The organism is Ignavibacteriota bacterium (genome assembly GCA_016716225.1).
Classification (GTDB): Bacteria; Bacteroidota; Ignavibacteria; order Ignavibacteriales; family Melioribacteraceae.
Map to the genome: position 1 here is coordinate 1,498,756 of JADJWT010000001.1, position 26,735 is coordinate 1,525,490.

Sequence of the window (26,735 nt, forward strand, 5' to 3'; positions counted from 1 at the left end):
TATTATAAAACGGTATTTATTTTTATACTTTGAAAGTAAATGATTTTGTGTCTGTTAAAAAATGATTCTATTAAAATAAGCTGAGGAAATTATGAAAACAAAAATAATTATTTGGTTTATTTTCATTTTACTTATAAATAGCTTTATTTATTCTCAAAATAGTAAATGGATAAATTATACATATGGAAATAGAATAAATGAAATAACAACTGATAATGATACTGTTTGGGTTGCAACTCGAGGTGGACTTGTAAAAATAAATCAAATAAACGGAGAAACCATTTTTTTTAATAGAGGGAATTCTGGTATACAAAGCAATTTAATTTTAACTATTGCAATTGACAGCAAAGGAAATAAATGGGTAGGATCGTATGATGCAGGTATTTCTATGTTTGATGGTAAAAATTGGACATTGTTCAATCAAGATAATTCCGGATTACCAAGTAATTATATTTCAGAAATTAAAATCGATAGCAAAGACACTAAATGGTTTGTAATACCAGGTTTTGGAATAATCAAATATGACAGTTCCGGTTGGACTAATTATACTACTTCTAATTCAAAATTACCAAGTGATTGGTTAACAACGCTTACAATAGATGGAAAAGAAAATATTTGGGTATGGAGTAATAATAGTCTATATAAATTTGATGGAATTAATTGGTTAATATATGATAAAAACAATTCGGGATTGCCTTTTAATAGTATTGACTATTTAGCAATTGACAAGTATGACATAAAATGGATTGGTAATTCATATGGAGGTTTAGCGAAATTTGATGATACAAGTTGGACTATTATTAGTTCTCCAGATTCTACATATAAATATCCTTTAAATTCTCTTGTACCAGATGATTCTGGAAATATTTGGATAGCAGATGAATTTTTAACAAAATTCAATGGCGTTAACTTTACAAAATATGATACAGCGAATGTAAAGGAAGTTGTTGGATTAACAATTGATAAATATAATAATAAATGGTGGGGTTATATTGATAATGTTTATAAATTAGATGAATTAAATTTGTCGAAATACAAAACAAGTAATTCTCCATTATTAAGTAATACAATAAACTCAATAGCAATTGATAATAAAAAGAACAAGTGGATAGGAACTGGAAATGGTATTATAAAAATTGAAGGCACAGATTGGGTTCTATTCAATGAAAATAATTCTGAGCTACCTTTAAAAGGAATAAGTTCAATTGCAATTGATAAATTTGATAAAAAATGGATTGGACTTTATAGGAATGGATTGGCATGTTTTGATGAAGTAAGCTGGAACATATTTGATGATACTAATTCCGATTTGCCTCAGGGTGTTATAGAAATAGTTATTGATAAAAATGGTGATAAATGGGCTTTAACCTGGAATGAACTCGTGAAATTTGACGGTTATAATTGGACAATTTTTGATACATCTAATACAGGGTTACTTCAGTTAGAAATTGCTCTAACATTTAATATTGATAAAAATAATGTAAAATGGATTGGAACCGAATTCGGAGGATTGGTAAAATTTGACGATTTAGACTGGACAATATATTATAAAAGTTTTACAGATTCACCTTCGGATCTTATATTTGCAATTGCTATAGATAGTTTAAATAACAAATGGATTGGTACAAATAAAGGATTAGCAATGTTTGATGGTTTAAATTGGATTGTTTACGACATGGAAAATTCATCTTTGCCGTGCAATAATATTTATTCAATAACAATTGATAAAGATGACAATAAATGGATAGGTGCAGAAAATAATTTAGTAAAATTTGATGGAAGTAATTGGGAAGTTTTTAATTCAAGTAATTCTGGTTTGCCGACTCATGAAATCCAAACAATAGTAATAGATGAATATAATAATAAATGGATTGGTACAAATGGTGGCGGTTTAGTTGTTTTTAATGAAAATGGAATAACAGATATACATGATGAATATATTATCAAAAAACTTCCTAAAGATTTTGAACTATCCCAAAATTATCCAAATCCGTTTAACCCAACAACAACAATTAAATATTCAATTCCGCAAAAAGTGAAAAGTGAAAAGTCCAACGTGAAATTAGTGGTTTTTGACATACTAGGAAGGGAAGTTAAAACATTGGTTAATAAAAACCAAAAACCCGGTAATTATGAAATCACCTTTGACGGAAGCAATTTATCAAGCGGAGTATATTTTTACAGATTGCAATCCGGAGAATTTGCAAATACCAAAAAACTTATATTAATGAAGTGATATAAAAAATGTAGAGACGTAAAATTTTACGTCTCTACAAAAATATGGTTGTCATTCCCATGTTCCGTTAGCCAACGGATGGAAATCATTTATTTTTTAAGAACCGTGGTAACTTTTTTTGCGGCATCTTCCAAAGTTGTGGCAACTTCAAAATTTAATTTGGAATTTGCCAATAAAACTCCGGCTTCTTTTGCATTTGTACCTTCCAATCTAATTACAATCGGAACTTCTACTTTAATTTCTTTTACGGCATTAATTACACCTTGAGCAACTCTATCGCAGCGTACAATTCCGCCGAAAATATTTATTAAAATTGCTTTAACATTCGGATCACTTAAAATAATTTTAAATCCATTTGCCACAGTCTCTTGATTTGCACCGCCGCCGACATCCAAAAAGTTTGCCGGTTCACCGCCAGCTAATTTTATTATATCCATTGTTCCCATTGCAAGGCCGGCACCATTTACCATGCATCCAACATTTCCATCTAACTTAATATAATTCAAATCAAATTTTGAAGCTTCAATTTCAAGCGGTTCTTCTTCATCAAAATCTCTAAATTCCATAATATCTTTATGACGGAAAAGTGCGTTATCATCAAAATTCATTTTTGCATCAAGCGCAATTACATCGCCTTCTTTTGTAACTACTAAAGGATTTATTTCCGCAATAGAGGCATCTGTTGAATCATAAGCTTTGTAAAGTGCCAATAAAAATTTTACTGCGTTTTTATGTTGAACTCCTTCCAAACCCAAACCGAAAGCCAATTTACGAGCTTGAAATTGCTGCATTCCTATTGCGGGATCAATAGTTTCTTTAAGTATTTTTTCCGGAGATTCGGCTGCAACTTTTTCAATTTCAACTCCGCCTTCCGTGGAAACCATTACAACATTTTTAGATTGAGCTCGATCTAAAGTAATTCCCACATACATTTCTTTATCAATATTTACGCCTTGCTCAATTAAAAGACGTTTTACGGTTTTTCCTTGCGGTCCGGTTTGATGTGTAATTAAATTCATTCCGAAAATTTCTTTTGCATATTTTTTTACTTCATCAAGATTTTTGGCAACTTTTACACCGCCGCCTTTTCCTCTTCCGCCGGCGTGTATTTGAGCCTTTACAACTTTAATATTTCCGACTAATTCTTTTGCGGCTACAACTGCATCTTCGGGAGAAAAAACAACTTTTCCTTCTGGAACTGGAACGTTAAATTTTCTTAAAATTTCTTTTGCTTGATATTCATGAATTTTCATAATTTCCTACAACTTTATTAAAGCAATTTTTTAATTTCTTAATAATAACTAAAAAAAATATTTTGCCCAATTTTGCTATAAATTATTTTTCTGCTTCTTTCTCATCAACAAAAACAGAATCATCAATTCCTTTATTAACTTTATAATTATTGTAATTTATTGTTATGTCACCTTTAAAATTTTCGGGAATATTTCTTCTTCTTTTATTCTCACTTTCTTCAACTTGTGAAAAATCCAAATTTATTTTTATTTGTGATGGAAGAGCAAATTCCTTCTGATCATTGTAATTAAAATATGTTATAATTTTTGCATTTCCATCTAATGATAAAATAATCTGCTTTATTAAAAATTCATTTTTATCGACTAACAATTTGGCAGCATTAAATTTTATGCTATCAGCATTTGGAATAATTTTAATTACGGAAAGATTTTTATTATCAATTAAAGTATCGCCAATTAATTCCGAAGTGAAATCTTTATCAATAATTTTTTGCGGATTAAAATCAATTACGCCTTTGGGTAATATTGTAAGTTTTTCAGAGTGAAGTTTAAATTTATCCGGTTTCTTAAAAAATATTTCTGCTTTCGATTTCGGCATTTTAAGAAAATCAAACTTTACGGAAATTTCAACATTAGCAGAATAATTATCAACTTTATCAATTTTACTTTTTATTGCTGAAATAATTTTCTCGGCATTTTTGTCTTGAGCAAAATTAGTAATTGTAAAAAGTATTAAAATTGTTACAAATATTTTTTTCATGATAAAATATCTTTTCTTATAAAAATTATTGAAGTTAGAATTAAAAATATTACAGAATGTAAAGCAAGATATCCCAAAGATTTAATTTGTACAAACCAATCAAAATCATAATTGAAAAATTTTTGCCAATCCATAAAGTAATTTGTGAATAAATATGGCTTAATATATTTAGTGAAATCAACCGGAATTTGAGAAAGAATAACGAAGAAAATTAAAATTGCCATCGTTGCAATTATTGGTCCAATTGCGTTTTCCACCAATGATGAAAATAAAAACGATAATGTAAAAACAAGAAGCATACTGAAAAATACGTGCAAATAACTTAAAGCAAATCTCCATAAAATATCATCTTGTGCAAAAATATTTATACCATCAGAAAGAACAATTAATTCACCGTTGCCAAATACAATATGGCTTACAACTAAACTAACAAAAATCATCCAAACTATAATTGATAAAATATAAATACATCCTGCAAAAAATTTTGAAACTATAATTTGTAATCTCGAAACCGGACGAGTAATAATTAATCTGTAAGTTCCGCCGGTTCCTTCTCCGGCAAGAATTTCACCGGCAACCAAAACAATTGTAAGTGGAAATAAAATAAAAAATGCATTTAGAATTAAATGACCGATTAAATTTCCATTTAAAATATTTCCGGAGATGATAAACAAATCACTTAAATTTCTGGTGATATGTCTTACTTCATTTTCGCCATAAATGTAAAGATTGATTTGAACCATCGAAACCATAAATAAAATTCCAAAGTGACCAATGTAAGAACGCCACTTCTTAAAAATTTTAATAAGTTCTATATGCACTAATTTTATCAGCATTATTTTTCTTCTGTAATTTTTAAAAAATAATCTTCTAATGAATTTTTTCTTTCCACGGAAAATATTTCAACATTTTTTTCAACTAAAAATTTTATTAAATGAGGAATTTTATCTTCGGCAAGATTTATTTTCAGTTGTGAATTTAAAATGTTGGAAGTGTTATTTGAAAATACTGATTTGGATAAAATTTCTTCAACATTAACTTCACTTTTAAAATTTATTTCAACTTCATGTTTATCATTAATTAAAAGTCCTTTTACATCACCTTCAATAATATTTTTTCCTTTATTTATAATAACCATTCTATTGGCAATTAATTCAATCTCGCGTAAAATGTGCGAAGATAGAAAAATTGTTTTGCCTTTTTCTTTGCTAAGGAAAATAATTAAATCACGGATTTCTTTCATGCCTTGCGGATCAAGTCCGGTTGTAGGTTCATCCAAAATAATTAATTCCGGATTATGCAAAAGTGTTTGAGCAATTCCCAATCGTTGTTTCATTCCGTGAGAAAAAGTTTTTACTTTGCTATTGTATCTTTTATCTAAACCGACTAACTCAAGAATTTCCATAATATTTTTTTTGGAAATACTTATGCCGGACATTTTTCCTAAAATTTCCAAATTTTTATATGCGCTTAAGTATAAATAAAAATCCGGTTTTTCTACAATTGCACCGACTTTTGCTAAAATTTCTTTTCTGTGCTGAGCTAAATCTTTTCCAAAAATTTTAATATTACCGGAAGTTGGTTTAATTAATGTGAGAAGCATTCTGATTGTTGTACTTTTTCCGGCGCCGTTTGGACCAAGAAAACCAAACACATCACCCTTATAAACATTGAGGTTTAGGTTATTTACCGCTGTAAGATTTTTAAACTTTTTCGTTAAGTTGGAAATTTCTATAACTTTTTCAGAATTCATTTTAAATTAATTTCGATTTATAATTTCGTTAAAATATTCCATTGCTCGTATTTCAGTTTGAGTTTGCAAGTTTATTTCTTGTGGAAAAATTTGAATTCGTAAATCTTGATATAAAAAAATTATTTGTTCCAAACTTTTGATTAACGAGTTTTCATCATAATCAGAAATTGTTAATTTCAAATTTTCCAAATCTTTAGTTGTGAAAAACTTTTCAGCTTTTCGTAAACCTTTTGGCAATTTATTGTTTTTAATCTGCAGTAATTGAGCAATAACATTTGTCCGTAGAAAATTAATTGCATCTAAAGTTTCAAAAAATTCACCTCTTCCAATTTTTGAAGAAACGTAATGAATCCAAATCCAGAAGCGGTCTTCAATCCATTGAAAATTTGGATAAGGAAATATCGGTTCGGAATTTGCGATAATATTAGATAATATATTTTCTCTTTCCCAAACCACAATTGGATTTTCAACTCTTTGATAAAATTCATCGGGAGTAATAAATTTTATATCAACATGCAGAAGTGGTTCATCATATAGGCAAATTAAAAGTCGATTTTCTCCAACATGTTCACCGATAAAAGCATTTAACAAATTTCCAAATTTTTGTGCATAATTTGTTATCAATTCTTTATTTGGAGCTATTTTATTTTTTGTAACTAAAACAAAATCGAGATCGGAAAATTCATCAATTTCATTTGTGATCCAAGAACCGCCGAGTGCTAATCCCAAAACATTTTCATCGTTTTTAATTTTATCAATTACATTATTTACAAAACTTTTGTGCATGTCAGTTTTCTAAATTTCTGAATATTGAATTAAAAATTGCATCATGAATTATTGGTCGGAAATCGGAAATTTTAGTATTTGTTCTTTTGGGATGAACTCTGTTGCTTAAAAGAATTACAAATAATTTTGTTTCTTTATCAACCCAAATTGAAGTTCCGGTATATCCAGTATGACCAAATGATTTCATCGAAAAATAATTTCCGGATGAAGATTTTTCCGGAGATTTTGTATCCCAACCCAAACCTCTATCGCTTTGCTCGGATTGTTTTGTCGTCCAATCTTTAATTAATCTTGAATCAAGAATTTCTTCGTTATTATAAATTCCGTGATTTAAATACATCATTGTAAATTTTGATAAATCTTCCGTTGTAGAAAATAATCCGGCATGACCCGCAACTCCGTTTAGCATAAAAGCTCTTTCATCGTGAACTTCGCCTTGTAATAATCTCATTCTATAAAAATCATCCAGTTCTGTTGGAACGCAATTATTTTTTATTTCATTTGACGGATTATACATTGTTTGGTTCATTTCCAGTTTAGTAAATAAATTTTCGTTTAAGAAAACATCAAGAGTTTTTTTGGAAATTTTCTCAATAACTTTTTGCATAATAATCATTCCTAAATCACTGTAAACATATTTTTCACCGGGAGGATTTTCTAAACTTAAATTCATAATATCATTTATAACTTCATCTGAAGTAGAATAAATATCATAATATTTTTTGAATGCGGATAAACCGGAATTATGAAGCAATAAATTCCTAATTGTAATTTGATCCTTTCCATTATTGTTAAACTGAGGAATATATTTCACAACCTTTTCATCTAAATTTAATTTACCTTCCTGGACTAAAATCATTGCGGCTGAAGTTGTTCCTACAACTTTTGAAACCGAAGCTAAATCAAAAATTGAATTTGGTTGAACTTTAGATGAATTTTTATCATATGTAAAATGTCCGAAAGCTTTGCTGTAAAGTATATCTTGATCAATTCCAAATAACAGTGCAGCGCCGGGAAAAACAGAATCAATAACCGCAGATTCCATAATCATATCAATAATTTCGAAATTGAATTCTTTTTCAATTTTTGATGAACAAGAAAAAAATAGGAATATTGAAATTATAAACAGTGAAAGTTTGATATAATTTTTCATAGAAAATCTTTTATATTTTTTTTCCAAAATTAGGATCAATATTAATGAATTTTGTTACAATGAAAGCGGGAATAGTTGCTAACATAACCCAAATAAAAAAGTGTTGATAACCAATTAATTCTTGAAGCCATCCGCTTATCATTCCGGGAATCATCATTCCAAAAGCCATAAATCCCGTCGTAATGGCAAAGTGCGCAGTTTTATGTTCGCCATCGGAAACATAAATCATATAAAGCATATAAGCCGTAAAACCAAAACCGTAACCGAATTGTTCAATGGCAACACAAGTCAAAATAATAAATATTGAATCCGGCAAAGCATACGATAAATAAACATAAACTGCATTAGGTAAATTTATTGCGAGTAGCATCCACCACAACCAATATTTCAATCCATTTTTTGCGGCTAAAAATCCGCCCAATAAACCTCCGATAACCAAAGCTATAATTCCGATTGTTCCATATATAAAACCAACTTCACCGGTCGTTAACGAAAGTCCGCCGACATCTTTTGAATCTAACAAAAATGGTGATGCTAATTTTAAAAGTTGTGATTCACCTAATCTGTAGACTAAAAGAAATGTTAAAATTACACCAATGTTTTTCTTCTTGAAGAAAAGTGCAAAAGTTTTAAAGAATTCCTTAAATACATTTTTATCATTGGAATTATTTATAAAATCAGATTTGGGATAAGGAAGAATAAATTTATGATAAATGAAAAACACTAAAAACAAAATTGCTAAAATTATAAAAGTGATTGTCCATGCAAGTGGAATATTTCCGGAAATTGCGCTAAATGTTGCTGAGGTTTCAGATTTCAATTTTGGGTCAATTTGAAAAAGAATCAATGCCGGCTTATTCCAATTGCGTTTTGTAAAAATAAATCTTGCACCTTTAACGAGCATAATACTTTTATCGCCGGAACTTTCACTAATATTTACAACAATTTGCTCGTTTTCGCTTGGAGATTTTGATAGTGACAATTTTGAAATTCCGTAATTACCGGTTTGACTGTTTAGCGATTTAACAATTTCTTTTTTGCCAAAATTTTCAACAATAATTTTTTCAATTTTGGATAAAACATATTTATTCCACCAAGATTCAGTTTCATTATTTTTTTCTTCAGAAATTATTTGTTTAATATTTTCCTCATAACCATTTTTAACATTTTCGTTTGATACAAATTGAATTGCAGAATCTAATTTTTCTGGAGGAATATTTACAGTTTCAATTTCTAAAATTTGCGGCGAAATAATTAATTTAATTTTTTCTTCATTAGAAAAATTTTCATTAACGATAAAATTTTCGTAGTTAATATTTTCGGTAACGGATTTTACTTCAATAATTATTTTTCCCAAACCGGTTGAGCTTTCTAAATATCCAGCAATAATGATTAACAAACCTTGTCCGGTAATCATTGCAATTCGATAAAATGTACTTCTTATTCCGACAAAAAAAGCTTGTTGATTTTCTGTTAATCCAAGCATATAAAATCCATCCGCAGCAATATCATGTGTTGCGGAACTGAAAGCAAGTAACCAAAGAAAAGCTAAAGTATATTGAAAAAAATTTGGAACGGGAATTGTGAATGCAACTCCGGCTAAACCGGCACCAATTATAATCTGCATTGTGATTATCCAAAATCTTTTTGTATTTAAAAGATCAACAATTGGAGACCATAAAGGTTTGATAACCCAAGGTAAGTATAACCAGCTCGTGTAAAGGGCAATGTCTGTATTAGAAATTCCCAACCTTTTGTACATGATTACAGAAACAACCATTACAATAACATAAGGCATTCCTTCGGCAAAGTATAAACTTGGTATCCAACTCCATGGATTTTTACTTAATTTATCTTTAATCATATTTGTTCAGAAAATTTCTTTGCCAAAATTACTGCCCCAATTTCTGGAGAAAATTCCGCATTTTGAATTTTTATTGTTGGAAGGAAACTTTGAATTTTTTCTTTCAGCATTTTTGAATATAAATTTTCATTTGATATAATTCCGCCAATAAGAACCAATTTCATTACATCATTATCAAAGTGTTTTTGCATTGCTAAAATATGAAGCAATAATTCATTGGTTTCTTCATCCAAAATATTTTTACACTGTTCATCATTATTTGCAGCTTCAATAACTAAAGGTGCAACATCTTGAACATTCAATTCATTATTGTAAACTTTTGTAATTAATTTGCTTTGATCTGAAACGTAAAAATTTTCTTCTACCAATTTTTGAAGAAGAGTTTCTTTTCCTCTACCATCAAAATATTTTGAAATAATATTTAATCCTTTTTTTCCAATTGAGTAACCGCTTCCTTCATCTCCAATTAATCTTCCAAATCCGCCAACCCTATGAATATTTCCATTTTCATCTTTCCCAAACATAATTGAGCCGGTTCCAGAAATTAAAATACTTCCCGGATTTCCGGAAAATGCACCTTCAAGTGCAATTCTTGCATCGCTCATAACTTTAAATTTTGGGAAAATTATTTTTTCGTTTTGCGAAAGTTCTAGGACAGTAGATTCTAGGTTATTTGCATCACTTTCTCTTCCGGCTCCAGTTGTCCCGAGTACAATTCCACTTAAATCAGTAGAAGAAATTTTAATTTCATCGCAACAATTTTTTATTAAATCTAAAATAGTGTGCGAAACAATTCTTGTTCCAATGGTTAAAAAATTTGATGGTCCGGATTGTGAGGAATACATTACATTTAAATTTTCATCACATAAAACACAATTGGTTTTTGTTCCGCCGCCGTCAATTCCAATATAATATTTCATTATACTTAAAATGATTTAGATAATTTTTAAACTTATCGAAAATATGATGAAGTTCAAAAAATGTTGTAGAATTTGAAATGTGAAAATTATTGATACTCGAAAGTAAATTATCTATTTTGTATTTATAAAACCCACGATCTTAAAATACTGTTCGAAATTATTCTGGTGCTCCATTTTATAAAATTAAAAAGGAGGTAAAAATGCCAGCACAAATTATTAGAAATTATCTTGATGAAAATGAAATCAAGTATATTTCAATCAAACACTCGAAAGCCTATACTGCTCAAGAAATTGCCGCGGTTGCTCATATTGAAGGACGCAGATTAGCCAAAACGGTTGTAATAAAAATTAATGGAAAATTAGCTTTTGCCGTTCTTCCGGCTTCATACAAAATTGATTTTGAAATGTTGAAGCATTCTATTGGAAATGAAAATGTGAGATTGGCAAATGAGCAAGAGTTTAAAGATAAGTGTCCCGGGTGTGAAGTTGGTGCAATGCCGCCTTTCGGAAATTTATTTAATTGTGAAACTTATGTTGCCGCAAGTTTAGTTGAAGATGAAGATATTTTATTTAATGCCGGAAATCATACTGAATTGATAAAAATGAAATATTCTGATTTTGAAGAACTTGTTAAGCCGGAGATTCTTAGATTTTCTACAAAGTATAAAACGTAGGAAAATTTAATAAGTAATTTTTCTTTGGCGTTTGGGAGGCATATACTATATTAAGCAACTAAATTTAAAAATTTAAGAAGTATATGATTTCATCCCGAATAGATAATATAACTTTTTCCGGAACAATGGAAATTGCCGCAAGGACAATTGAACTCAAATCAAAAGGAATTGATGTAATTGATCTTTGTGTCGGTGAACCGGATTTACCAACTCCGGAACATATAAAAAAAGCTGCCTTCGAAGCAATTTCTGCCAATAAAACTAAGTACACACTAAACACCGGAATCAAGGAATTACGAACAGCAATTGCTGGAAAATATTTAAAAGAATATAATGCAGAATATTTTCCGGAAGAAATAATTGTATCAAATGGTGCAAAACAATCTGTGTTTAATGTTCTGCAGACAATTATCAATAATAATGATGAGGTATTAATTCCAAAACCGTTTTATGTTTCTTATCCTCATATGGTAAGACTTTCCGGCGGTGTTCCAATTTTTATCGAAACAAAAAGAAGTAATAATTTTAATCCCACAAAAGAAGAAATTGAAAAAAATATTTCGTCCAAAACTAAAGCAATAATTATTTGCAACCCCAATAATCCAACAGGTTCAATTTTTACTAAAAATGAATTATTGGATATTTTAAATCTCGCAATGGAAAAAAATATTTTTGTAATTGCAGATGAGATTTATGAAAAATTAATATACAATGATGCTGAATTTATTAGCGTTGCATCACTTGGAGCAAAATATAAAAACCATATTATTATAATTAACGGAGTTTCTAAAACTTACGCAATGACCGGCTGGAGAATTGGTTACGCTCTTGCTCCAAAACAAATTGTAAACGGAATGAATAAATTCCAAAGCCATAGTACATCAAATGCTTGCACTATTTCACAATATGCTGCATTAACTGCCTTAACTTATTCTCAAGTTACAGTTGAGGAACAAAGAAAAATTTTTGAGAAACGAAGAAATTTTATTTGTTCAACTTTATCTGAAATGGAAATTATTTCATTTGTAGAACCTTCCGGCGCATTTTATTGTTTTATTGATATTTCAAACTTGATAGAAAAATATACTTCAATAGATAATTCTAAAGATTTCTGTCTGAAACTTTTACATGAAGCAAATGTTGCAACTGTTCCGGGAATCGAATTTGGTTTGGAAAATTATATCAGAATATCTTATGCAAAATCTATGGATGAATTAAAAGAAGCGTTTGTAAGAATTAAAAAATTTATTCAGAATCTGAATTAAGTTTATTTTTAAGTTCATCATAAACCGAATCAATTTCCATTTGCGAGCCAGTCCACAATTCAAAAGATTTTGCACCTTGAATCACAAACATTTTTAATCCATCTAAAATAGTTGCGTTTTGAGATTCAGCAATTTGAAGAAATTTAGTTTTAATAGGATTATAAATTAAATCGAAAATAATTTGTGATGAATTGAATGATTCTGCAATATCAGTAGGAGTATCATCATTATTTGGGAATAATCCGATTGATGTTGTATTTATTATTAAATTTGATGCTTGATAAATTTCAACGTTTTCTTTTGCAATTAGTTCATGAGAATAAATTGAATTAAAATGCATTTTATCCTTGAAATAATCTTTAATTGATTCGGATCTTTCTTCTGTACGATTTATAACATTAATTTTTTCTACTTTAAAATGTCTTATTAAAGCAAAAATTACACTTCTTGCGGCACCACCAGCACCAATTACGGTTGCTGTACTTTTTACTAAATTATCTTTATAAGGAAGTAAAGTTTCAACAATTCCATTAATATCTGTGTTGTATCCAAAAAGCTGATTGCCCTCGCTAACAATTGTATTTACTGCACCAACAATTGAAGCTTCTTCGGAAACATGATCCATAAATTGAATAATTTTCTCTTTATGGGGAAGAGTTACGTTTAATCCTTTTATTCCAAGCATATTTAAAGCTTTTAAAGCGCCTTTTAAATTGCTTGTAGGAACGTCAAAAGGAAGATAAACATAATTTAAATTTTGTTTTTGAAAACAAAAATTATGCATCATAGGTGAAAGAGAATGTTTTATCGGGTGGCCGAGAATTCCTACAATTTTTGTGTTGAAATCTATGTTATTTATAAAACTCATTTTTAAAAATAAATTGAATTGAAAATATTTATATACAATTGTGTTGAATCCAAAAGAGGAAAATCTTCAAGAAATATATTTTCCATTCCGGGATTTGATTCAAACGCACTAATTAAATTTGTTAAAGCAAATTCATTTTTTTTCAGCATAAAATTACACAAAGCTAATCCGTAAAAAATTTCTGATTTATTATAATTGCTATCAAGCAATTCTGAAAAAATATTTTTTGAATCATTCCATCTTCCAAGTTCAAAATATACTTCAGCTAGTTCAAATAATTTTTCTGGAGATTTTGTTTCTTCAGATTCCAATTCTTCTTTTTCCAGAAATAATTCCGTTAACATAATTTCTGTTTCATGATGATTATTATACTCTTCTTTATTTGCCAAAGTGTATCTTATAAATAATGAAAAATATTCCATCATTAAAGGTATATTATTTTTTCTTGCATAATAATTTCCCAAACCAATGTAAGCTTCGGTGCAAGAAATACTTAATTTCAGAGCTCCATTAAAATATTTGAATGCTTCTTCATAATCTCCGGTTGCTTCGCAATTTTGTGCAATATTTAAAGGAATTGAATAATCGAATGGATCAAGTTCCCCAGCTTTTACAAAACATTTTTTTGCATCATTAAATTGATTTTTTTTAGCATATGCAACACCTAAATTGTACCATGCATTTACAAAATCGTCATTCAAAGTAATTGCTAATTCAAAATTATTTATTGCATCAGTATAATTTTCTGTTTTTAAATTTACAATTCCAAAATTATACCACCCACTTGGACTGTAAGGATCAATATCTAAAAATTTCTGATATGCTTCAGTTGCTTTATCAAATTGATTTGAACATTCGTAACAAAATCCTAATTCGTACCAAGCCTCGCTATATTCTTCATCTAATTTTAATGTTTCAACAAAATAGTAAATTGCTTTATCATAATGATCATTTCGTTCGTAAAAAATCCCTAAATTAAAAAGAATTTCTTCGTTGTTTGGTTCTAACGAAAGAGCTGTATCCAAGGTTTTAATAGCTTCATCCCAAAATCCAAGATTGTCTTCCGAAATTGCTTTATTTATCATTGTTTCTACATCGCTGGGATTTAGCGAAAGCGACTTGTTAAAACAAACGTAAGCTTTTTCAAACTCAAATAAATTGTTGAAAAATATTCCGCGCGAATGCCAAAGTTCAGAACTGTAAGGAGAAATTTCCAATGCTGCTTCGGTTAAAAATATTCCGTCTTCTGTAAAATCGTATTCAATGCAAAGTTGAATTGTTTCTTCTATATTATCTAAAAACGCAATTGTTTGTCCTTTTGTTACATATTCTTTACACTTTTGAACTTTCGATTTGAGTTTTTCGTTATCTAAAAAAGAAAGTGAATTTTCATTAAACAAATCATCAGTAAAATTCATTAAATCTCCAATTTTTCCAAGAAATGATTATATAAATTAAATCAATAAAATTAAAATTAGTTTCTTAAGTGTGAATAATAAATATTTTGCTTAACAAAATAACAAAAAAATTTTTTGAAAAAGATTTAAATTTTTAGTTATATGAAAAATAATTTTGTTGATTTTTTTGATTTTTAAATTGCTAAAATATGCTGATATTTGAAGTTCGTTTTGAGCGCGGAAATTGACTTTTTAAACTATTTTCATTTGCTGTTCCGGTGCCTAATATCATATTTTTATACTTTATTATTTTTTGTCCGTTTTCTGTAAAATCTGATTTGATATTCCCACCCGACATATAAATTTTCAAATCATTTTCATTTGTGATTTCAAATAAATTTTTTTTTGCAAATTTTCCTAAAATTTGAGCTGCATGAGAATGTAATTTTAACGAATTATTTTTATCAATGATTGCGAATTTAGTTCCGATGCGAAGGAAAAAATCCGGATCAAATTCTTGAGATTCAACATTTATAAAATTTATATCATTTCCATTAATTAAATATTTATAATTTGAAAATTGCTGTATTGGAATTTCAAAGTGATCGGAAATTTCTTTTAAGTAATTTTTGATTTTTGGATTGTTTGAATTTGCAATTACTTTTTTACTTAATTTATTTTGATGAAATTTTGAAGATTCCGTTGGTGAAATTTTTCTCAACTTGGCAAGAAAAAAACCTTCTGATTTAATTTCCCAAGGAATTATTCTTTTTGTTAAAGTCAAACTTTCATCGAATTTATAATTTCTAATTTCCGTAAAACCGTTTATGTGTTTTAAATTCAAATCAAATTCAATTAATTCAACCGGATATTTTTTCAGAACTTTATCAATAATAAATTCATTTTCTTCAACAGTTAATGTGCAAGTTGAGTAAACAATTTCTCCGCCGACTTTTGCCATTTTTATTGCGCTAATTAAAAGTCTAAGCTGAAGATCAGAAATTGTGTTTGCAGATTTTTCACTCCACCAATTGCTAACTTCTTGCTTCTTTTGTACAACACCCAAAGCGCTGCACGGCGCATCGACTAAAATTTTATCAAAATAATTATTGAAATATTTGCTAAGCAATTCGCCTTTATCTTTAATAACGCTCATGTTTATAATATTCATTTTATCCAAGTTATGAATTAAAGCTTTAACACGATTTAAGTTTGGTTCGTTGGAAAAAAGAGTTCCTTTGTAATTCATAATTTCTGCAAGCTGAGTTGATTTAGAACCCGGCGCAGCGCAAAGATCCAAAACTACATCTGTTTCATTCGGATTTAAAATCATCGGCGGAATCATTGAAGATAAACTTTGAATGTAATATTTTCCCAAAGTGTATTCAATTGTTTTACCGATAATGTCATCACCTTTTTTTACGAAATAAGAATTTTGGATTTCCGGAATTTGCTCAAGTTCAATTCCTTGTTCTTCCAAACTTTTTAAAGTGATGGAAATATTTTCATCATAAATAGGGAAGCGGATTGCCGGTAAATATTTGCTTTCGACAAACAATTTATAATTTTCTAAAAATTCATTTCCAAAAGTTTGCTGGATATAATCTGAAATGTTGCTGCTTAATTCAATCAAAATATTTTAATACCTTGTAAGATTTGCGAATTTAAAAATTTTATTAGAAATGTTAATAAAATCTTTTGAATTTGGGAAAGATTTCTTGTAATCCGATTCTATCAATTTCAAAATTTCATCAATATGTTTCTCATATTCGTGAACAATTTTGTCAAACAAACTTTTATCGGAAATTAATTTAATTTTTTGAGAATTATTTCTACATGAATAAAGAATGTATTTTATTTCATTTAAATTTTCTGATTGATAAAAAGTTTTTCCGTCGGTATCAATAATTTCATAAACTCCAAAAATTTCTGTGCCTTTTGTAATTGATTTCTTTGGTAATTCCAAAAATGTAAAATTTAAATTTTGAATGAATTCATCCGGAAAAATTTTTACTAATTCCGAATTGATTTTACTCAGCCATTTATTTTCAAATTCTGAAATTGACATAATTTCTTAAAAACTATTTGAAAATATTTATTTAACCAAAGTTTTAAAATCTAAATCAATTTGTTCCGGATCGTCAATCCAGTCTGCAACAAAAATATTTGTTGCACGCGTTGGTTTTCCGTCTGCTTGTCGGTTTGATGCAAAAACAAATTTTTTCCCATCCGGAGAAAACATTGGAAAAGCATCAAAAGTTCCGCTGTGTGTAATTTGCTTAATTTCTTTTGTATCAATATCAATCATAAAAATATCAAATAATCTTCCGCCTTCTTTTTGCGAATGATGATTTGATGAAAACAAAACTTTTTTATCGGATGGATGAAAAAAAGGTGCCCAATTTGCACCGGGAAGTTCAGTAATTTGTTCAACATTTTTTCCGTCAATATCCGAAATGAAAATATTTAGTGCCGTTGGTTCAACTAAATTTTGCGCTAACAATTCTTTATATTGTGCTTCAGCTTCACCAACCGGTCGACTTGCGCGCCAGACAATTTTCTTAGAATCATTTGAAAAAAAAGCACCGCCATCATATCCAACTAAATTTGTTAATTGTAATAAATTTCCAGTTGATATTTCATATCGCCATAACTCCAAATCACCGCTTCTTGTTGATGTAAACACAATATATTTTCCATCGGGAGAAACTGTGGCTTCGGCATCGTAGCCATTTCCGCCAATCAATTTTGTTGTTTCTGTGCCGTTAACATTTGCGGAATAAATATCATATGAATTATAAATTGCCCAAACATATTTTCCATTTACAAACATTGGTGTTTGCGGACAAGCAGAATCGGCTTCGTGAGTTGAAGCATAAATAATTTTTTTATCACCTTTTAAAAAATATGCACAAGTTGTTCTTCCTTTTCCTGTTGAAACCAATTTATATTTTTCACCGGAATTTAATTTTGAACCGTCCACATTCATTATAAATATTTGATCACATCCTTGTGAATTTATTGAATCCCAATCACTTTGAAATATCAATTGATTATTATCAAAACTCCAATAAGCTTCGGCATTGTTTCCGCCAAAAGTTAATTGTTTAATATTTCTTAAATGAAATTCTCCTTCAAATCTTAAAATATCATTTGCGGAATTATAAATAATTTCATTTTGTCCGCAAGCAATAAAAAGTATAATTAAAAATTTTGTAACCAAGATTTTTTGTATCATTTTTTTTCTTTCAGATTATTGAGTTGAGTTTTATTATTGAAATACAGTAAATACAATCCCCAAAGAATTAAAGGAATGCTTAAGAGTTGTCCCATATTTAAAATCATTGTTTCTTCAAAAGGTGATTGAGCTTCTTTGTAAAATTCTATTATAAATCTTGCACCAAAAACTAAAATTAAAAACCATCCGTATAAAATTCCGTCTTTCAATTTCTCAGTGGATTTCCAGTATTTGTAAGATAAAAATAAAAATATCAGCAAATAAGCAATTGCTTCATAAAGTTGTGAAGGATGACGCGGTGTCATTGGATCGGTAACATAAGCATTAACAAATTTAAAAGCCCAAGGAACATCGGTTGGTTTTCCAATTATTTCGGAGTTCATCAAATTTCCCATTCGTATAAAAAATCCGGCAAGAGCAACGGTGATAACAACTCTATCCATTACCCAAAGAAAAGATTGATCTTTTTTTCTTTTTGAATACAAATAAATAGCTGAAACAATTCCAATTGCTGCACCATGACTTGCTAATCCGCCTTTCCAAGTCATAAAAATTTCTAAAGGATGTGTTAAATAATATTCTGGATTGTAAAAAAGGCAATGACCCAAACGTGCACCGGCAACAGTACCAATTAATACATACCAAAGTAAATCATTCAAATCTTTCGAACTTTTTTTATCTTTTTCAAAAATTTTAGTCATTATTTGAAACCCAATAAGAAAAGATGAAGCAAATAAAACTCCGTACCATCTTATTTGAATTGGTCCCAAAGAAATTATTTCCGGACTAACATCCCAAGTAATCATTAATTTTTCTTCTTCTAATTATTCAAAAATTTATTAGCTATAAAAACAATAAAATATCCGGTTACCGACAAAATTATTATTGCCGAGCCCGAAGGTAAATTTAAATAATAGGATATCAATAAACCAAAAATTGTAAAAACTAAGCCGAATATTATTGATAAAATCATCATGGATTTTAGAGATTTTGCAATCATTTTACTTATTGCGGCGGGAATTGTTAAAAGTGCAACTACTAAAATTATTCCTACTAATTTAATAAGCAAAACTAAAGTTAATGCAATTAAAACGAATAAAAGCAAATAATAGAAATCAACATTTAGCCCAATTGTTTTTGAATATTCTTCATCAAAAGTTATGGACTGAAATTGCTTAAAGAAAATTGAAACAAAAATCATAATTATTAAATCAGCAATTCCCATAAGAATTAATTCACTTGTAGAAACTGTTAAAATATTGCCAAATAAATAACTCATCAAATCCGGAGCATAACCGGGCGCAAGTCCAATAAATAAAACACCAAGCGCCATTCCGAAAGCCCAAATAATTCCGATTAATGTATCTTCATTTTCCAATTTATTTTTTCTCATAACAGAAACAAAAATAGCTCCAAGCAATGATGAAAAAACTGCACCATAAATTGGATTGAACGATAATAAATAACCTAAACCAATTCCTCCGTAAGCAGAATGAGAGATTCCTCCGCTTAAAAAAACTAATCTTTTTATTACAATATATGTTCCTATAATTCCGCATGCGATACTTGCTAAAACGCTTGCCAGTATTGCATTTTGCATAAATTCATATTGAAAAATTTCAAACATAAAATCCTTTAATGGTGATGATCAAAAACTCTATGCGGAACTCCGTGCGCAATTAAATCAACAGGACATTGATAAGTTTCTTCCAGCATTTCTTTTGTAACTTCTTTAGAATTATGATAAACCAATTTTTTATTCATACATGCAATTTTTTTTACTGCGCGGGAAATTGCTCCAATATCATGAGAAACTAAAATTATAGTTTTTTCCTTATTAAGTTCTGTCAGTAATTCGTAAATATTATTTCCGGTTTGTGTATCAATGCTTGCGGTTGGTTCATCAAGTAAAAGTATTTTTGGATTTGTTGCAAGTGCACGTGCAATTAAAACACGCTGCTGTTCGCCGCCGGAAAGATGTCCGATTTGAACATTTATTTTATTCAGCAAATTTACTTTTGTTAACGCAGATTCAACAAGTTGAAAATTATCATTTTTCTTAACACCCATTGAAACAACATCTTTTACTGAAATTGGATAAGTTTTATCAAAATTTGAATATTGCGGAACGTAACCAATTTGGTAATCCGAATTATTTAATTTTCCATCAACCAACACTTTGCCCTTTGCGGGATTGATCAATCCAAGTATAACTTTTAAAAGAGTTGTTTTCCCACCGCCGTTTGGACCAATAATTCCGAGGAATTCTTTTACTTCTACTTGTAAATTTACATCAACAATTATTGATAAATTTTGCTTGTAACCGGCTGTTACGTTTTGTAATTCAATTGCTAAACTCATTTTAAACTCATTTCAAATTTTTTACCGATTTGAGATAAATTTTCTAAATAATTTACCGGAAGCGGATCAAGAGATTCAATTTTAATATTTAAGGAATTTGCAATTGTAGTTACAGAAGCATTATCAAAATGCGGATCGAAGAAAATTGTATTTGCATTTTTTTCAACTGCAAGATCAATAAATTCCTTTAGTTCATCAGCTTTTGGTGATTTACCATCATGCTCAACTGCAAATTGCTGAAGATTATAATGTTGTGCTAAATACGTCCACGCCGGATGATAAACCAAAAATGATCTTTCTTTTTTATTCGTAAGCATTGCAGAAATATTTGTATCAATTGAATCTAATTTATGTAAAAATCTATTTGTATTATTTGTAAAGAAATTTTTATGCTGTGGATATTTTTCAACCAAAACTTTTAACATTGTCCCAGTAATTGATTTGACTAATTTTGGGGAAAGCCAATAATGCGGATCGTTATTTATAATTTCAATTCCATCACTACAATCAAATGTTTGAGTAATTGAAGTATCAATTTTAACTTTGCTGAAAATTATTTCTTCTAACTTGAAAGACTTTCCCACTCTGAAATAAATATTTGAATTCAGAAGATTTTTTATATCTCCTGGAGTTGGTTCATACGAATGTGCATTTGTTCCCGGCGGAACAAGAGTAATTATTTCAGCACGATCTGCAACAATATTTTTTACGAAATCTGCAAACGGCGGAAGTGTAACGGCAACTTTAATTTCTTCCGGCAATTGTGATTTCTTTTCAGAACAATTTATTGTAAATATTAATAGAATTAAAAAAATAGCTATTCTTAATTTTTGCATTTTGGACAAATTCCTAAAAATTCAAAACTGTGTTTTGTGATTTTATAATCTGTGATTTTTTCAATTTCCGTAAGTAAACAAAGCGGCAATTCTTTAATTTCACCGCACTCAGAACAAATTACGTGATGATGATGTTTTCTATTTTTTAATTCAAATCGAGTTTTATTATCAGCAAAATTTATTTCTTCTACAATTCCAATTTCACTAAATAATTTTAGAGTTCTAAAAACACTTGCAAAATCTATAGTACTGCATTCTTCATAAATTTCCCTTAAAGTTAACGGGCGATTTGTTTTGCTTAATTTTTCAAGAATTATTTTTCTGGGAGATGTAAGTTTTGCACCGCTTTCTTTTAAAATTGAAATTAAATTTTCCATAAGCCAAAGTTAATCAAAATATTTCTAATTGCAAATTATTTGCAGTTAGGGATTTTGTAGTTTTATAGAAGATTGAATTATTACTTCATTCCGTTTTGCAAGAAATAAAATTTCGTTCAATTAGAATTAAAAATTATTTAACTCTTTTAATTACAACTCGGCGGTTTTTTTCTCTTCCGAAAGCGGTTGAATTTGATGAAATAGGGAATTGATCTCCCAAGCCAACTGCTTCAATTGAGTTGGGTGAAATTCCTTTTGATACTAAATAATCAAGAATTGCATTTGCACGGGCTGTGGATAAAGCTTTAACTTCAAACGGAGTTCCGGAATTATCCATATGACCTTCCACTCTCCACCTTAAACTTGGGTTACTTTTTATTTGATCCGCAATTTGATTTAAATAATTATATGCATTGTTTTTAATTTTAGGGGAACCGTTGACAAATGTTGTTTTTCCATCAAGAATAAATTCACTTGGAATTAGAGATTTATTTCCAATTTGCGGAACTTCAACTTTTTGTTCATTTTCTGGTTTTGGTTTTTCTTCTTTGGGCTCTTCAATTATTTCAACTTTTGGAAGAGAATCGGGACAACCGTCATTATCTTCAAAATTGTTAAATGTTTCGGGAGTTTGCGGACATTTATCTAAAACATCTAAAATTCCATCGTTATCATTATCTAAATCCGGGCATCCATCTTCATCTTCAAAACCATCAAAATCTTCTTTGCTATCCGCACATTTATCATTTATATCTAAAATTCCGTCGTTATCATTATCCAAATCCGGACATCCATCTTTATCCTCGAATCCGTCAAAATCTTCCGGTTCATTTGCACAACTGTCTTTTGAATCAATTAATCCATCGCTATCATTATCAAATTCCGGACAACCGTCATTATCAGCATAACCATCAAAATCTTCTGCTTGATAAGGACAATTATCATCATTGTCAATTATTCCATCATTGTCTTTATCGTTTGTTTCAGATAAATCAATTGCGTATGAAATTCCAAAATTAAATGTTGAAAAATAATCGTTATTAGTTTTGTTTATGTGTAAACCATCAACATGATCTGCATTAACAAAATTTAAACCAACGCTTGCATTTAGAGAAATTATTTCCGAAACAACATATCTGAAACCAATTTCAGAAAGGAAATTAAGTGTTGAACGATTTGTAATTAACTTAATATCCGGATTTTGCGGATTAGAATATTGATCAGTATTAATCCATAATGATTGAATTCCAACAGATAAGAACGGAACAAAATTACGAGTTAATGCATAATTTAAAGAAGCGCCCAAACCCAATGAAATCAATGCACTTTCAAAATTTTCTGGAGCGTAACTTTTAATTCCATTTCCGTTAACTACAGAAATACCACCGGAAAAATTTAAACCTAGGGAAAATGGATTTCGCGATTCCAAAAAATATGTAAATTCTGCTTTTCCCAAATATCCAAAATCGGAATTTGGATAATCAGTTTCGCCTTTTGTAATTCCGGTACCAGCTGTTAAAAGTATTTTATTTGAAAAAGGATTATATGTGCCAAAATTATTTTGTGCAAAAATTATTTTGCTGAACAAAATGGTAAATAAAAATTGACAAAATATTTTAGTCATCAAAAATCCTAAAATTTATAAATGTATATTTATGAGAAAAATAATCTACAATTAGTATAATTAAATTTAAATTTGCAATATAATTTAACAATATTTCTTATTTTGATACACAGATTTTTTGTAAAAGTTAATTTATTTCGGAAGAATCTTTATCTTGAATTACACGCCGATTTAATGCTTGTCTTGTTACTCCAAGTAGTTTTGCAGCAATACTTTGATTATTTTTGGTTCGATTAAGCGCCTCTTGAATTAATAAATTCTGCACTTCTTTTAATGTAGGAAGAATTTCTCCAAATGTAACTTTTGAGTTATGATTATTTACAATTTCGGAAAGTATTAAATCGCTATTTGGCGAAATATGTTCTTTGAAAGAATTTAGTGACATAATTTTTGATTTGTGACGACTTACCGCATCAAAAACAATAGATTTTAATTCTCTAATATTTCCAGGAAAATTATATGTGGAAAGTAAAGTATATAATTCTTGCGGAACAGTCGGCTTGCGTTTATTAAAACTTTTTGATGCAGATTCCAAAAAATGATCGACTAAAATTGGTAAATCTTCCAATCTTTCTCTTAGCGGAATTGGAGTAATATGATGAACATTTAAACGGTAGTATAAATCTTTTCTAAAAGTTCCGTCATTTACCATTGATGCTAAATTTTTATTTGTAGCTAAAATTATTAAAGCATCAGTAAATTTTGGATTATCGGAACCAAGCGGATAAAATTCTTTTTCTTGTAAAAGTCGTAATAATTTTACTTGAGATTGGAAACTTAAATCGCCGATTTCATCAAGAAAAATTGTACCACCGGAAGCTTTTTCAATTTGACCTTTTCTATCTTCGTTTGCATTAGTAAATGCACCGCGCTTGTGTCCGAACAAAGTATCGGAAAACATTTGATCATCCAATCCGGCAATATTTGTTGTTACAAAATTTCCGGTTCTTCCACTTAATTTATGCAAAGCTTTGGCAATTAATTCTTTACCAACTCCGGTTTCGCCGGTAATTAAAATTGGTTCCGAAGTTATTGCAATAGCTTCCATGTAATTAAACATGGATTTCATTTTTAAATTGTTGGTTTTAATTTCTTCAAATGCTTCGGGATTTTCTAATGTGTTTGTAATTAGCTTACTTTTAAGAGAATTATTTTCTTCTCTGAGTTTTTTTAAATTTAAGGCGTTTGTAACTACGTTTATAAGTTTTGTATTCTCCACCGGTTTTACAATGTAATCAAATGCGCCAAGTTTCATACATTTTATTGCAGTTTCAATTTCAGTATCTCCGGTTACAACAATAATTGGAATTTCTGGAAAATCCGGAGCAATTTTTTCCAACAATTCTTCGCCGCGGATGTAAGGCATTGTTAAATCCAATAAAATTAAGGAAATTTGATTATTCCTTACAAATTCCTCAACAACTCTGCTATCACTGAATAAAACAGAATTATTCATTCCGGCTTCGCTTAAAGTTAAATCAAATGAATGGAGTAAATGAACTTCATCATCAACAATTAACAAAGGTTTATTTGGATTTTTAAAATCGCTCATAATTAAATTTTATTTTCTATTAAAGGAATTTTCACAATTGCATTTGTTCCTTTATTTGGTTCGGAAATAAATTCCAACGAACCATTATGTTGCACAATAATTTTTGATGTAATTGATAAACCCAAACCGGTTCCGCCGCTGTTTCTTTTGGTTGTATAAAACGGATCTGTAATTTTTGTTACAAGCGCCGGTTCAATTCCTTTCCCTTCATCTTCGATATTTATTATCGCATATTTTAAATCCTTTTTAACGAAAATTGTTACGGATTGTTTTCTATTTGTTAAGGATTGACAACTGTTTTCAATTAGATTTATTATAACTTGTTCTAATTTTTGTTTGCTTCCTTTTACATAAATTGGCTCATCCGCAAAATTAATTTTAAATGAATCCGTTGATTTGGAAATTAAATTTGCAGTAAGTGATGAAGCTATTTTTATTACATCATTTATTTCAACATCTTGATCATATTTGGAAATATCCTTACGCACAAAACTTTTTAAATCTTCAACAATACTTTTAATTCTATGTGAACCATCATGAATTCCGGAAAGCAATAGCGGCATACTGTTTTTAACTTTTGAGAAAGTTAAATTATCACCCAAATTAAAATCGCCATTGTCTTCATAAAATTTTTCTAAAATGGGAAGTGTGTTGCTCCAAATTTTATCAATTAGCGGAATATTTAACAAAACAAAATTATTCGGATTATTAATTTCGTGAGCAACGCCGGAAACTAAAGTTCCTAATGCAATCATTTTATCTGCTTGCATTAATTGCTCAAGCTGAAGTTTGGATTCTTCTTCGGCGAGTTTTTTTTCTGTTACATCTAAAATTACACCTTGCAAATGTGTTACGGAATTTTGGTCTTCCAATCTAACATAACTAAATGAATCAACCCATCTTATTTCACCCGATTTTGTTAAAATTCGGAAATGCTGTTTAATTCGTTCATTACCAATTTTTATTTTCTCTTTAATTTCATTATTTACTTTTTCTTTATCGTCCGGAAAAATTATATCAGAAAATGTGAGATTGTGAGCGTAAAACTCCGATGGCGTATATCCAAATTGTTTAATATTTTCAGTAACAAATTCAACGGAACGTACTTCGTTTGCTGACCATAAAAATCCTATTGCTGGACTTTGATTAAAAATATACGCTAATTCTTCATATTTTATGTAGGATTCGTGAAGCGCAAAATCAATTTTTTTATGATTTGTAATATCATACTTTGTTGCAACATAGTTTGTAATTTTATTGTTATCGTTTAAGATTGGAGTAATTACAGATTTTTCATGATAAATACTTCCGTCTTTTTTCTTGTTTATAATTTCACCTTTCCAAACATTTCCCGCTGAAATAGTTGACCACATTTTTTTATAATATTTGGAATTATGTTCGCCGGATTTCAAAATTCTTGGATTTTTATTTATTACTTCATTGTAGGAATATCCGGTGGTTTCCAAAAATGCATTGTTTACCCAAATTATTTTTCCGGATTCATCCGTAATTAATGTAGAAATTGATGAAGAATTTAAAATATCGCCGTAAAGTTTAATGATTTTATTTTGCTCTTTAATTTGATGCTGAAGATCATCTATTTGAGTTTTTAAATCACTAACTTCTATTTTTGAAGAATTTATATATTTTGCTAAATTTTCTGTATTCACTTAAAAATATGCACTTTTTTTTAATAATCGAATTTTATTACTTTTTTTTAAGAATTTGGAAATGTGATAAATATTACATAAACTGATATTAAATTGTTAATTTTAACAATCGATTATTTTTTCCTATTTATTTGATAAGAAATTTAGA

General features: G+C 29.1%; 24 protein-coding genes. 3 read left to right on the plus strand and 21 right to left on the minus strand.

From position 1 onward, the window contains the following. Window positions 1-91: 91 nt before the first annotated feature. Window positions 92-2,236 (plus strand): T9SS type A sorting domain-containing protein, encoded by a 2,145-nt coding sequence (locus IPM32_06355; protein ID MBK8944882.1) that lies wholly within the window; start codon window positions 92-94, stop codon window positions 2,234-2,236. A gap of 89 nt (window positions 2,237-2,325) precedes the next feature. Here IPM32_06355 and sucC read toward each other — a convergent pair whose 3' ends face one another. The 8 genes from sucC to IPM32_06395 form a co-directional block, all read right to left on the minus strand. Continuing rightward, window positions 2,326-3,489, minus strand: coding sequence for an ADP-forming succinate--CoA ligase subunit beta (gene sucC / locus IPM32_06360; GenBank protein MBK8944883.1), 1,164 nt, complete (start codon window positions 3,487-3,489; stop codon window positions 2,326-2,328). 82 nt (window positions 3,490-3,571) lie between these two features. Further along, complete coding sequence (locus IPM32_06365) at window positions 3,572-4,249, minus strand: hypothetical protein (GenBank protein ID MBK8944884.1); 678 nt, start codon at window positions 4,247-4,249, stop codon at window positions 3,572-3,574. Next, complete coding sequence (locus IPM32_06370) at window positions 4,246-5,082, minus strand: ABC transporter permease subunit (protein MBK8944885.1); 837 nt, start codon at window positions 5,080-5,082, stop codon at window positions 4,246-4,248. The genes IPM32_06365 and IPM32_06370 overlap by 4 nt, the downstream gene beginning before the upstream one ends. 2 nt (window positions 5,083-5,084) lie before the next feature. Beyond that, on the minus strand, window positions 5,085-6,002 hold the full coding sequence (locus IPM32_06375) for an ABC transporter ATP-binding protein (protein MBK8944886.1): 918 nt from the start codon (window positions 6,000-6,002) through the stop codon (window positions 5,085-5,087). Window positions 6,003-6,008: 6 nt separating this feature from the next. Beyond that, window positions 6,009-6,788, minus strand: coding sequence for an aminoglycoside 6-adenylyltransferase (locus IPM32_06380; protein ID MBK8944887.1), 780 nt, complete (start codon window positions 6,786-6,788; stop codon window positions 6,009-6,011). Window position 6,789: 1 nt separating this feature from the next. Beyond that, a complete protein-coding gene (locus tag IPM32_06385) occupies window positions 6,790-7,941 on the minus strand; it encodes a serine hydrolase (protein ID MBK8944888.1) in 1,152 nt (383 codons plus the stop codon). A gap of 10 nt (window positions 7,942-7,951) precedes the next feature. Beyond that, on the minus strand, window positions 7,952-9,805 hold the full coding sequence (locus IPM32_06390) for an MFS transporter (GenBank protein ID MBK8944889.1): 1,854 nt from the start codon (window positions 9,803-9,805) through the stop codon (window positions 7,952-7,954). Then, on the minus strand, window positions 9,802-10,725 hold the full coding sequence (locus IPM32_06395) for a hypothetical protein (GenBank protein MBK8944890.1): 924 nt from the start codon (window positions 10,723-10,725) through the stop codon (window positions 9,802-9,804). The genes IPM32_06390 and IPM32_06395 overlap by 4 nt, the downstream gene beginning before the upstream one ends. Before the next feature lie 200 nt (window positions 10,726-10,925). Between IPM32_06395 and IPM32_06400 the strand changes: the two genes are divergently transcribed. Together IPM32_06400 and IPM32_06405 are read left to right on the plus strand one after the other, a co-directional pair. After that, window positions 10,926-11,399, plus strand: a complete 474-nt coding sequence (locus IPM32_06400; protein MBK8944891.1) for a YbaK/EbsC family protein — start codon at window positions 10,926-10,928, stop codon at window positions 11,397-11,399. Between the two features lie 83 nt (window positions 11,400-11,482). Then, window positions 11,483-12,664: a pyridoxal phosphate-dependent aminotransferase gene (locus IPM32_06405; protein MBK8944892.1), complete on the plus strand. Its 1,182-nt coding sequence runs from the start codon at window positions 11,483-11,485 to the stop codon at window positions 12,662-12,664. On the opposite strand, the gene aroE is transcribed toward IPM32_06405, so the two are convergent. From aroE to IPM32_06470, 13 genes are all read right to left on the minus strand, one after another. Beyond that, window positions 12,645-13,532, minus strand: a complete 888-nt coding sequence (aroE, locus tag IPM32_06410) for a shikimate dehydrogenase (GenBank protein ID MBK8944893.1) — start codon at window positions 13,530-13,532, stop codon at window positions 12,645-12,647. The two genes, IPM32_06405 and aroE, sit on opposite strands and share 20 nt — an antisense overlap. A gap of 2 nt (window positions 13,533-13,534) precedes the next feature. Continuing rightward, window positions 13,535-14,950, minus strand: a complete 1,416-nt coding sequence (locus IPM32_06415) for a tetratricopeptide repeat protein (protein MBK8944894.1) — start codon at window positions 14,948-14,950, stop codon at window positions 13,535-13,537. A 181-nt stretch (window positions 14,951-15,131) separates the two neighbouring features. Beyond that, window positions 15,132-16,562 (minus strand): NOL1/NOP2/sun family putative RNA methylase, encoded by a 1,431-nt coding sequence (locus IPM32_06420; protein MBK8944895.1) that lies wholly within the window; start codon window positions 16,560-16,562, stop codon window positions 15,132-15,134. A 6-nt stretch (window positions 16,563-16,568) separates the two neighbouring features. Beyond that, window positions 16,569-16,997, minus strand: a complete 429-nt coding sequence (locus IPM32_06425; protein MBK8944896.1) for a hypothetical protein — start codon at window positions 16,995-16,997, stop codon at window positions 16,569-16,571. Between the two features lie 27 nt (window positions 16,998-17,024). After that, on the minus strand, window positions 17,025-18,167 hold the full coding sequence (locus IPM32_06430) for a PD40 domain-containing protein (GenBank protein MBK8944897.1): 1,143 nt from the start codon (window positions 18,165-18,167) through the stop codon (window positions 17,025-17,027). Next, window positions 18,164-18,973, minus strand: coding sequence for a prolipoprotein diacylglyceryl transferase (lgt, locus tag IPM32_06435; protein MBK8944898.1), 810 nt, complete (start codon window positions 18,971-18,973; stop codon window positions 18,164-18,166). The genes IPM32_06430 and lgt overlap by 4 nt, the downstream gene beginning before the upstream one ends. 14 nt (window positions 18,974-18,987) lie before the next feature. Continuing rightward, window positions 18,988-19,794, minus strand: a complete 807-nt coding sequence (locus tag IPM32_06440) for a metal ABC transporter permease (protein MBK8944899.1) — start codon at window positions 19,792-19,794, stop codon at window positions 18,988-18,990. Between the two features lie 8 nt (window positions 19,795-19,802). Continuing rightward, window positions 19,803-20,528: an ABC transporter ATP-binding protein gene (locus IPM32_06445; protein MBK8944900.1), complete on the minus strand. Its 726-nt coding sequence runs from the start codon at window positions 20,526-20,528 to the stop codon at window positions 19,803-19,805. Further along, window positions 20,525-21,364, minus strand: coding sequence for a zinc ABC transporter substrate-binding protein (locus IPM32_06450; GenBank protein MBK8944901.1), 840 nt, complete (start codon window positions 21,362-21,364; stop codon window positions 20,525-20,527). Before IPM32_06450 ends, IPM32_06445 begins: the two co-directional genes overlap by 4 nt. After that, window positions 21,352-21,741 carry a transcriptional repressor gene (locus IPM32_06455; GenBank protein ID MBK8944902.1) on the minus strand — a complete coding sequence of 130 codons (390 nt, stop codon included), beginning with the start codon at window positions 21,739-21,741 and terminating at the stop codon, window positions 21,352-21,354. Before IPM32_06455 ends, IPM32_06450 begins: the two co-directional genes overlap by 13 nt. 133 nt (window positions 21,742-21,874) lie before the next feature. Beyond that, on the minus strand, window positions 21,875-23,365 hold the full coding sequence (locus IPM32_06460; GenBank protein ID MBK8944903.1) for an OmpA family protein: 1,491 nt from the start codon (window positions 23,363-23,365) through the stop codon (window positions 21,875-21,877). A gap of 127 nt (window positions 23,366-23,492) precedes the next feature. Next, window positions 23,493-24,917, minus strand: coding sequence for a sigma-54-dependent Fis family transcriptional regulator (locus IPM32_06465; protein MBK8944904.1), 1,425 nt, complete (start codon window positions 24,915-24,917; stop codon window positions 23,493-23,495). Window positions 24,918-24,919: 2 nt separating this feature from the next. Next, complete coding sequence (locus tag IPM32_06470) at window positions 24,920-26,587, minus strand: PAS domain S-box protein (protein MBK8944905.1); 1,668 nt, start codon at window positions 26,585-26,587, stop codon at window positions 24,920-24,922. Window positions 26,588-26,735 lie beyond the last annotated feature (148 nt).

Excerpts from the sequence above, each read along its gene's own strand:
- IPM32_06355 (MBK8944882.1), top strand. The coding sequence starts at position 92 with ATGAAAACAAAAATAATTATTTGGTTTATTTTCATTTTACTTATAAAT.
- sucC (MBK8944883.1), bottom strand. The coding sequence starts at position 3,489 with ATGAAAATTCATGAATATCAAGCAAAAGAAATTTTAAGAAAATTTAAC.
- IPM32_06365 (MBK8944884.1), bottom strand. The coding sequence starts at position 4,249 with ATGAAAAAAATATTTGTAACAATTTTAATACTTTTTACAATTACTAAT.
- IPM32_06375 (MBK8944886.1), bottom strand. The coding sequence starts at position 6,002 with ATGAATTCTGAAAAAGTTATAGAAATTTCCAACTTAACGAAAAAGTTT.
- IPM32_06380 (MBK8944887.1), bottom strand. The coding sequence starts at position 6,788 with ATGCACAAAAGTTTTGTAAATAATGTAATTGATAAAATTAAAAACGAT.
- IPM32_06385 (MBK8944888.1), bottom strand. The coding sequence starts at position 7,941 with ATGAAAAATTATATCAAACTTTCACTGTTTATAATTTCAATATTCCTA.
- IPM32_06390 (MBK8944889.1), bottom strand. The coding sequence starts at position 9,805 with ATGATTAAAGATAAATTAAGTAAAAATCCATGGAGTTGGATACCAAGT.
- IPM32_06395 (MBK8944890.1), bottom strand. The coding sequence starts at position 10,725 with ATGAAATATTATATTGGAATTGACGGCGGCGGAACAAAAACCAATTGT.
- IPM32_06400 (MBK8944891.1), top strand. The coding sequence starts at position 10,926 with ATGCCAGCACAAATTATTAGAAATTATCTTGATGAAAATGAAATCAAG.
- IPM32_06405 (MBK8944892.1), top strand. The coding sequence starts at position 11,483 with ATGATTTCATCCCGAATAGATAATATAACTTTTTCCGGAACAATGGAA.
- aroE (MBK8944893.1), bottom strand. The coding sequence starts at position 13,532 with ATGAGTTTTATAAATAACATAGATTTCAACACAAAAATTGTAGGAATT.
- IPM32_06415 (MBK8944894.1), bottom strand. The coding sequence starts at position 14,950 with ATGAATTTTACTGATGATTTGTTTAATGAAAATTCACTTTCTTTTTTA.
- IPM32_06425 (MBK8944896.1), bottom strand. The coding sequence starts at position 16,997 with ATGTCAATTTCAGAATTTGAAAATAAATGGCTGAGTAAAATCAATTCG.
- IPM32_06430 (MBK8944897.1), bottom strand. The coding sequence starts at position 18,167 with ATGATACAAAAAATCTTGGTTACAAAATTTTTAATTATACTTTTTATT.
- lgt (MBK8944898.1), bottom strand. The coding sequence starts at position 18,973 with ATGATTACTTGGGATGTTAGTCCGGAAATAATTTCTTTGGGACCAATT.
- IPM32_06440 (MBK8944899.1), bottom strand. The coding sequence starts at position 19,794 with ATGTTTGAAATTTTTCAATATGAATTTATGCAAAATGCAATACTGGCA.
- IPM32_06445 (MBK8944900.1), bottom strand. The coding sequence starts at position 20,528 with ATGAGTTTAGCAATTGAATTACAAAACGTAACAGCCGGTTACAAGCAA.
- IPM32_06450 (MBK8944901.1), bottom strand. The coding sequence starts at position 21,364 with ATGCAAAAATTAAGAATAGCTATTTTTTTAATTCTATTAATATTTACA.
- IPM32_06455 (MBK8944902.1), bottom strand. The coding sequence starts at position 21,741 with ATGGAAAATTTAATTTCAATTTTAAAAGAAAGCGGTGCAAAACTTACA.
- IPM32_06460 (MBK8944903.1), bottom strand. The coding sequence starts at position 23,365 with ATGACTAAAATATTTTGTCAATTTTTATTTACCATTTTGTTCAGCAAA.
- IPM32_06465 (MBK8944904.1), bottom strand. The coding sequence starts at position 24,917 with ATGAGCGATTTTAAAAATCCAAATAAACCTTTGTTAATTGTTGATGAT.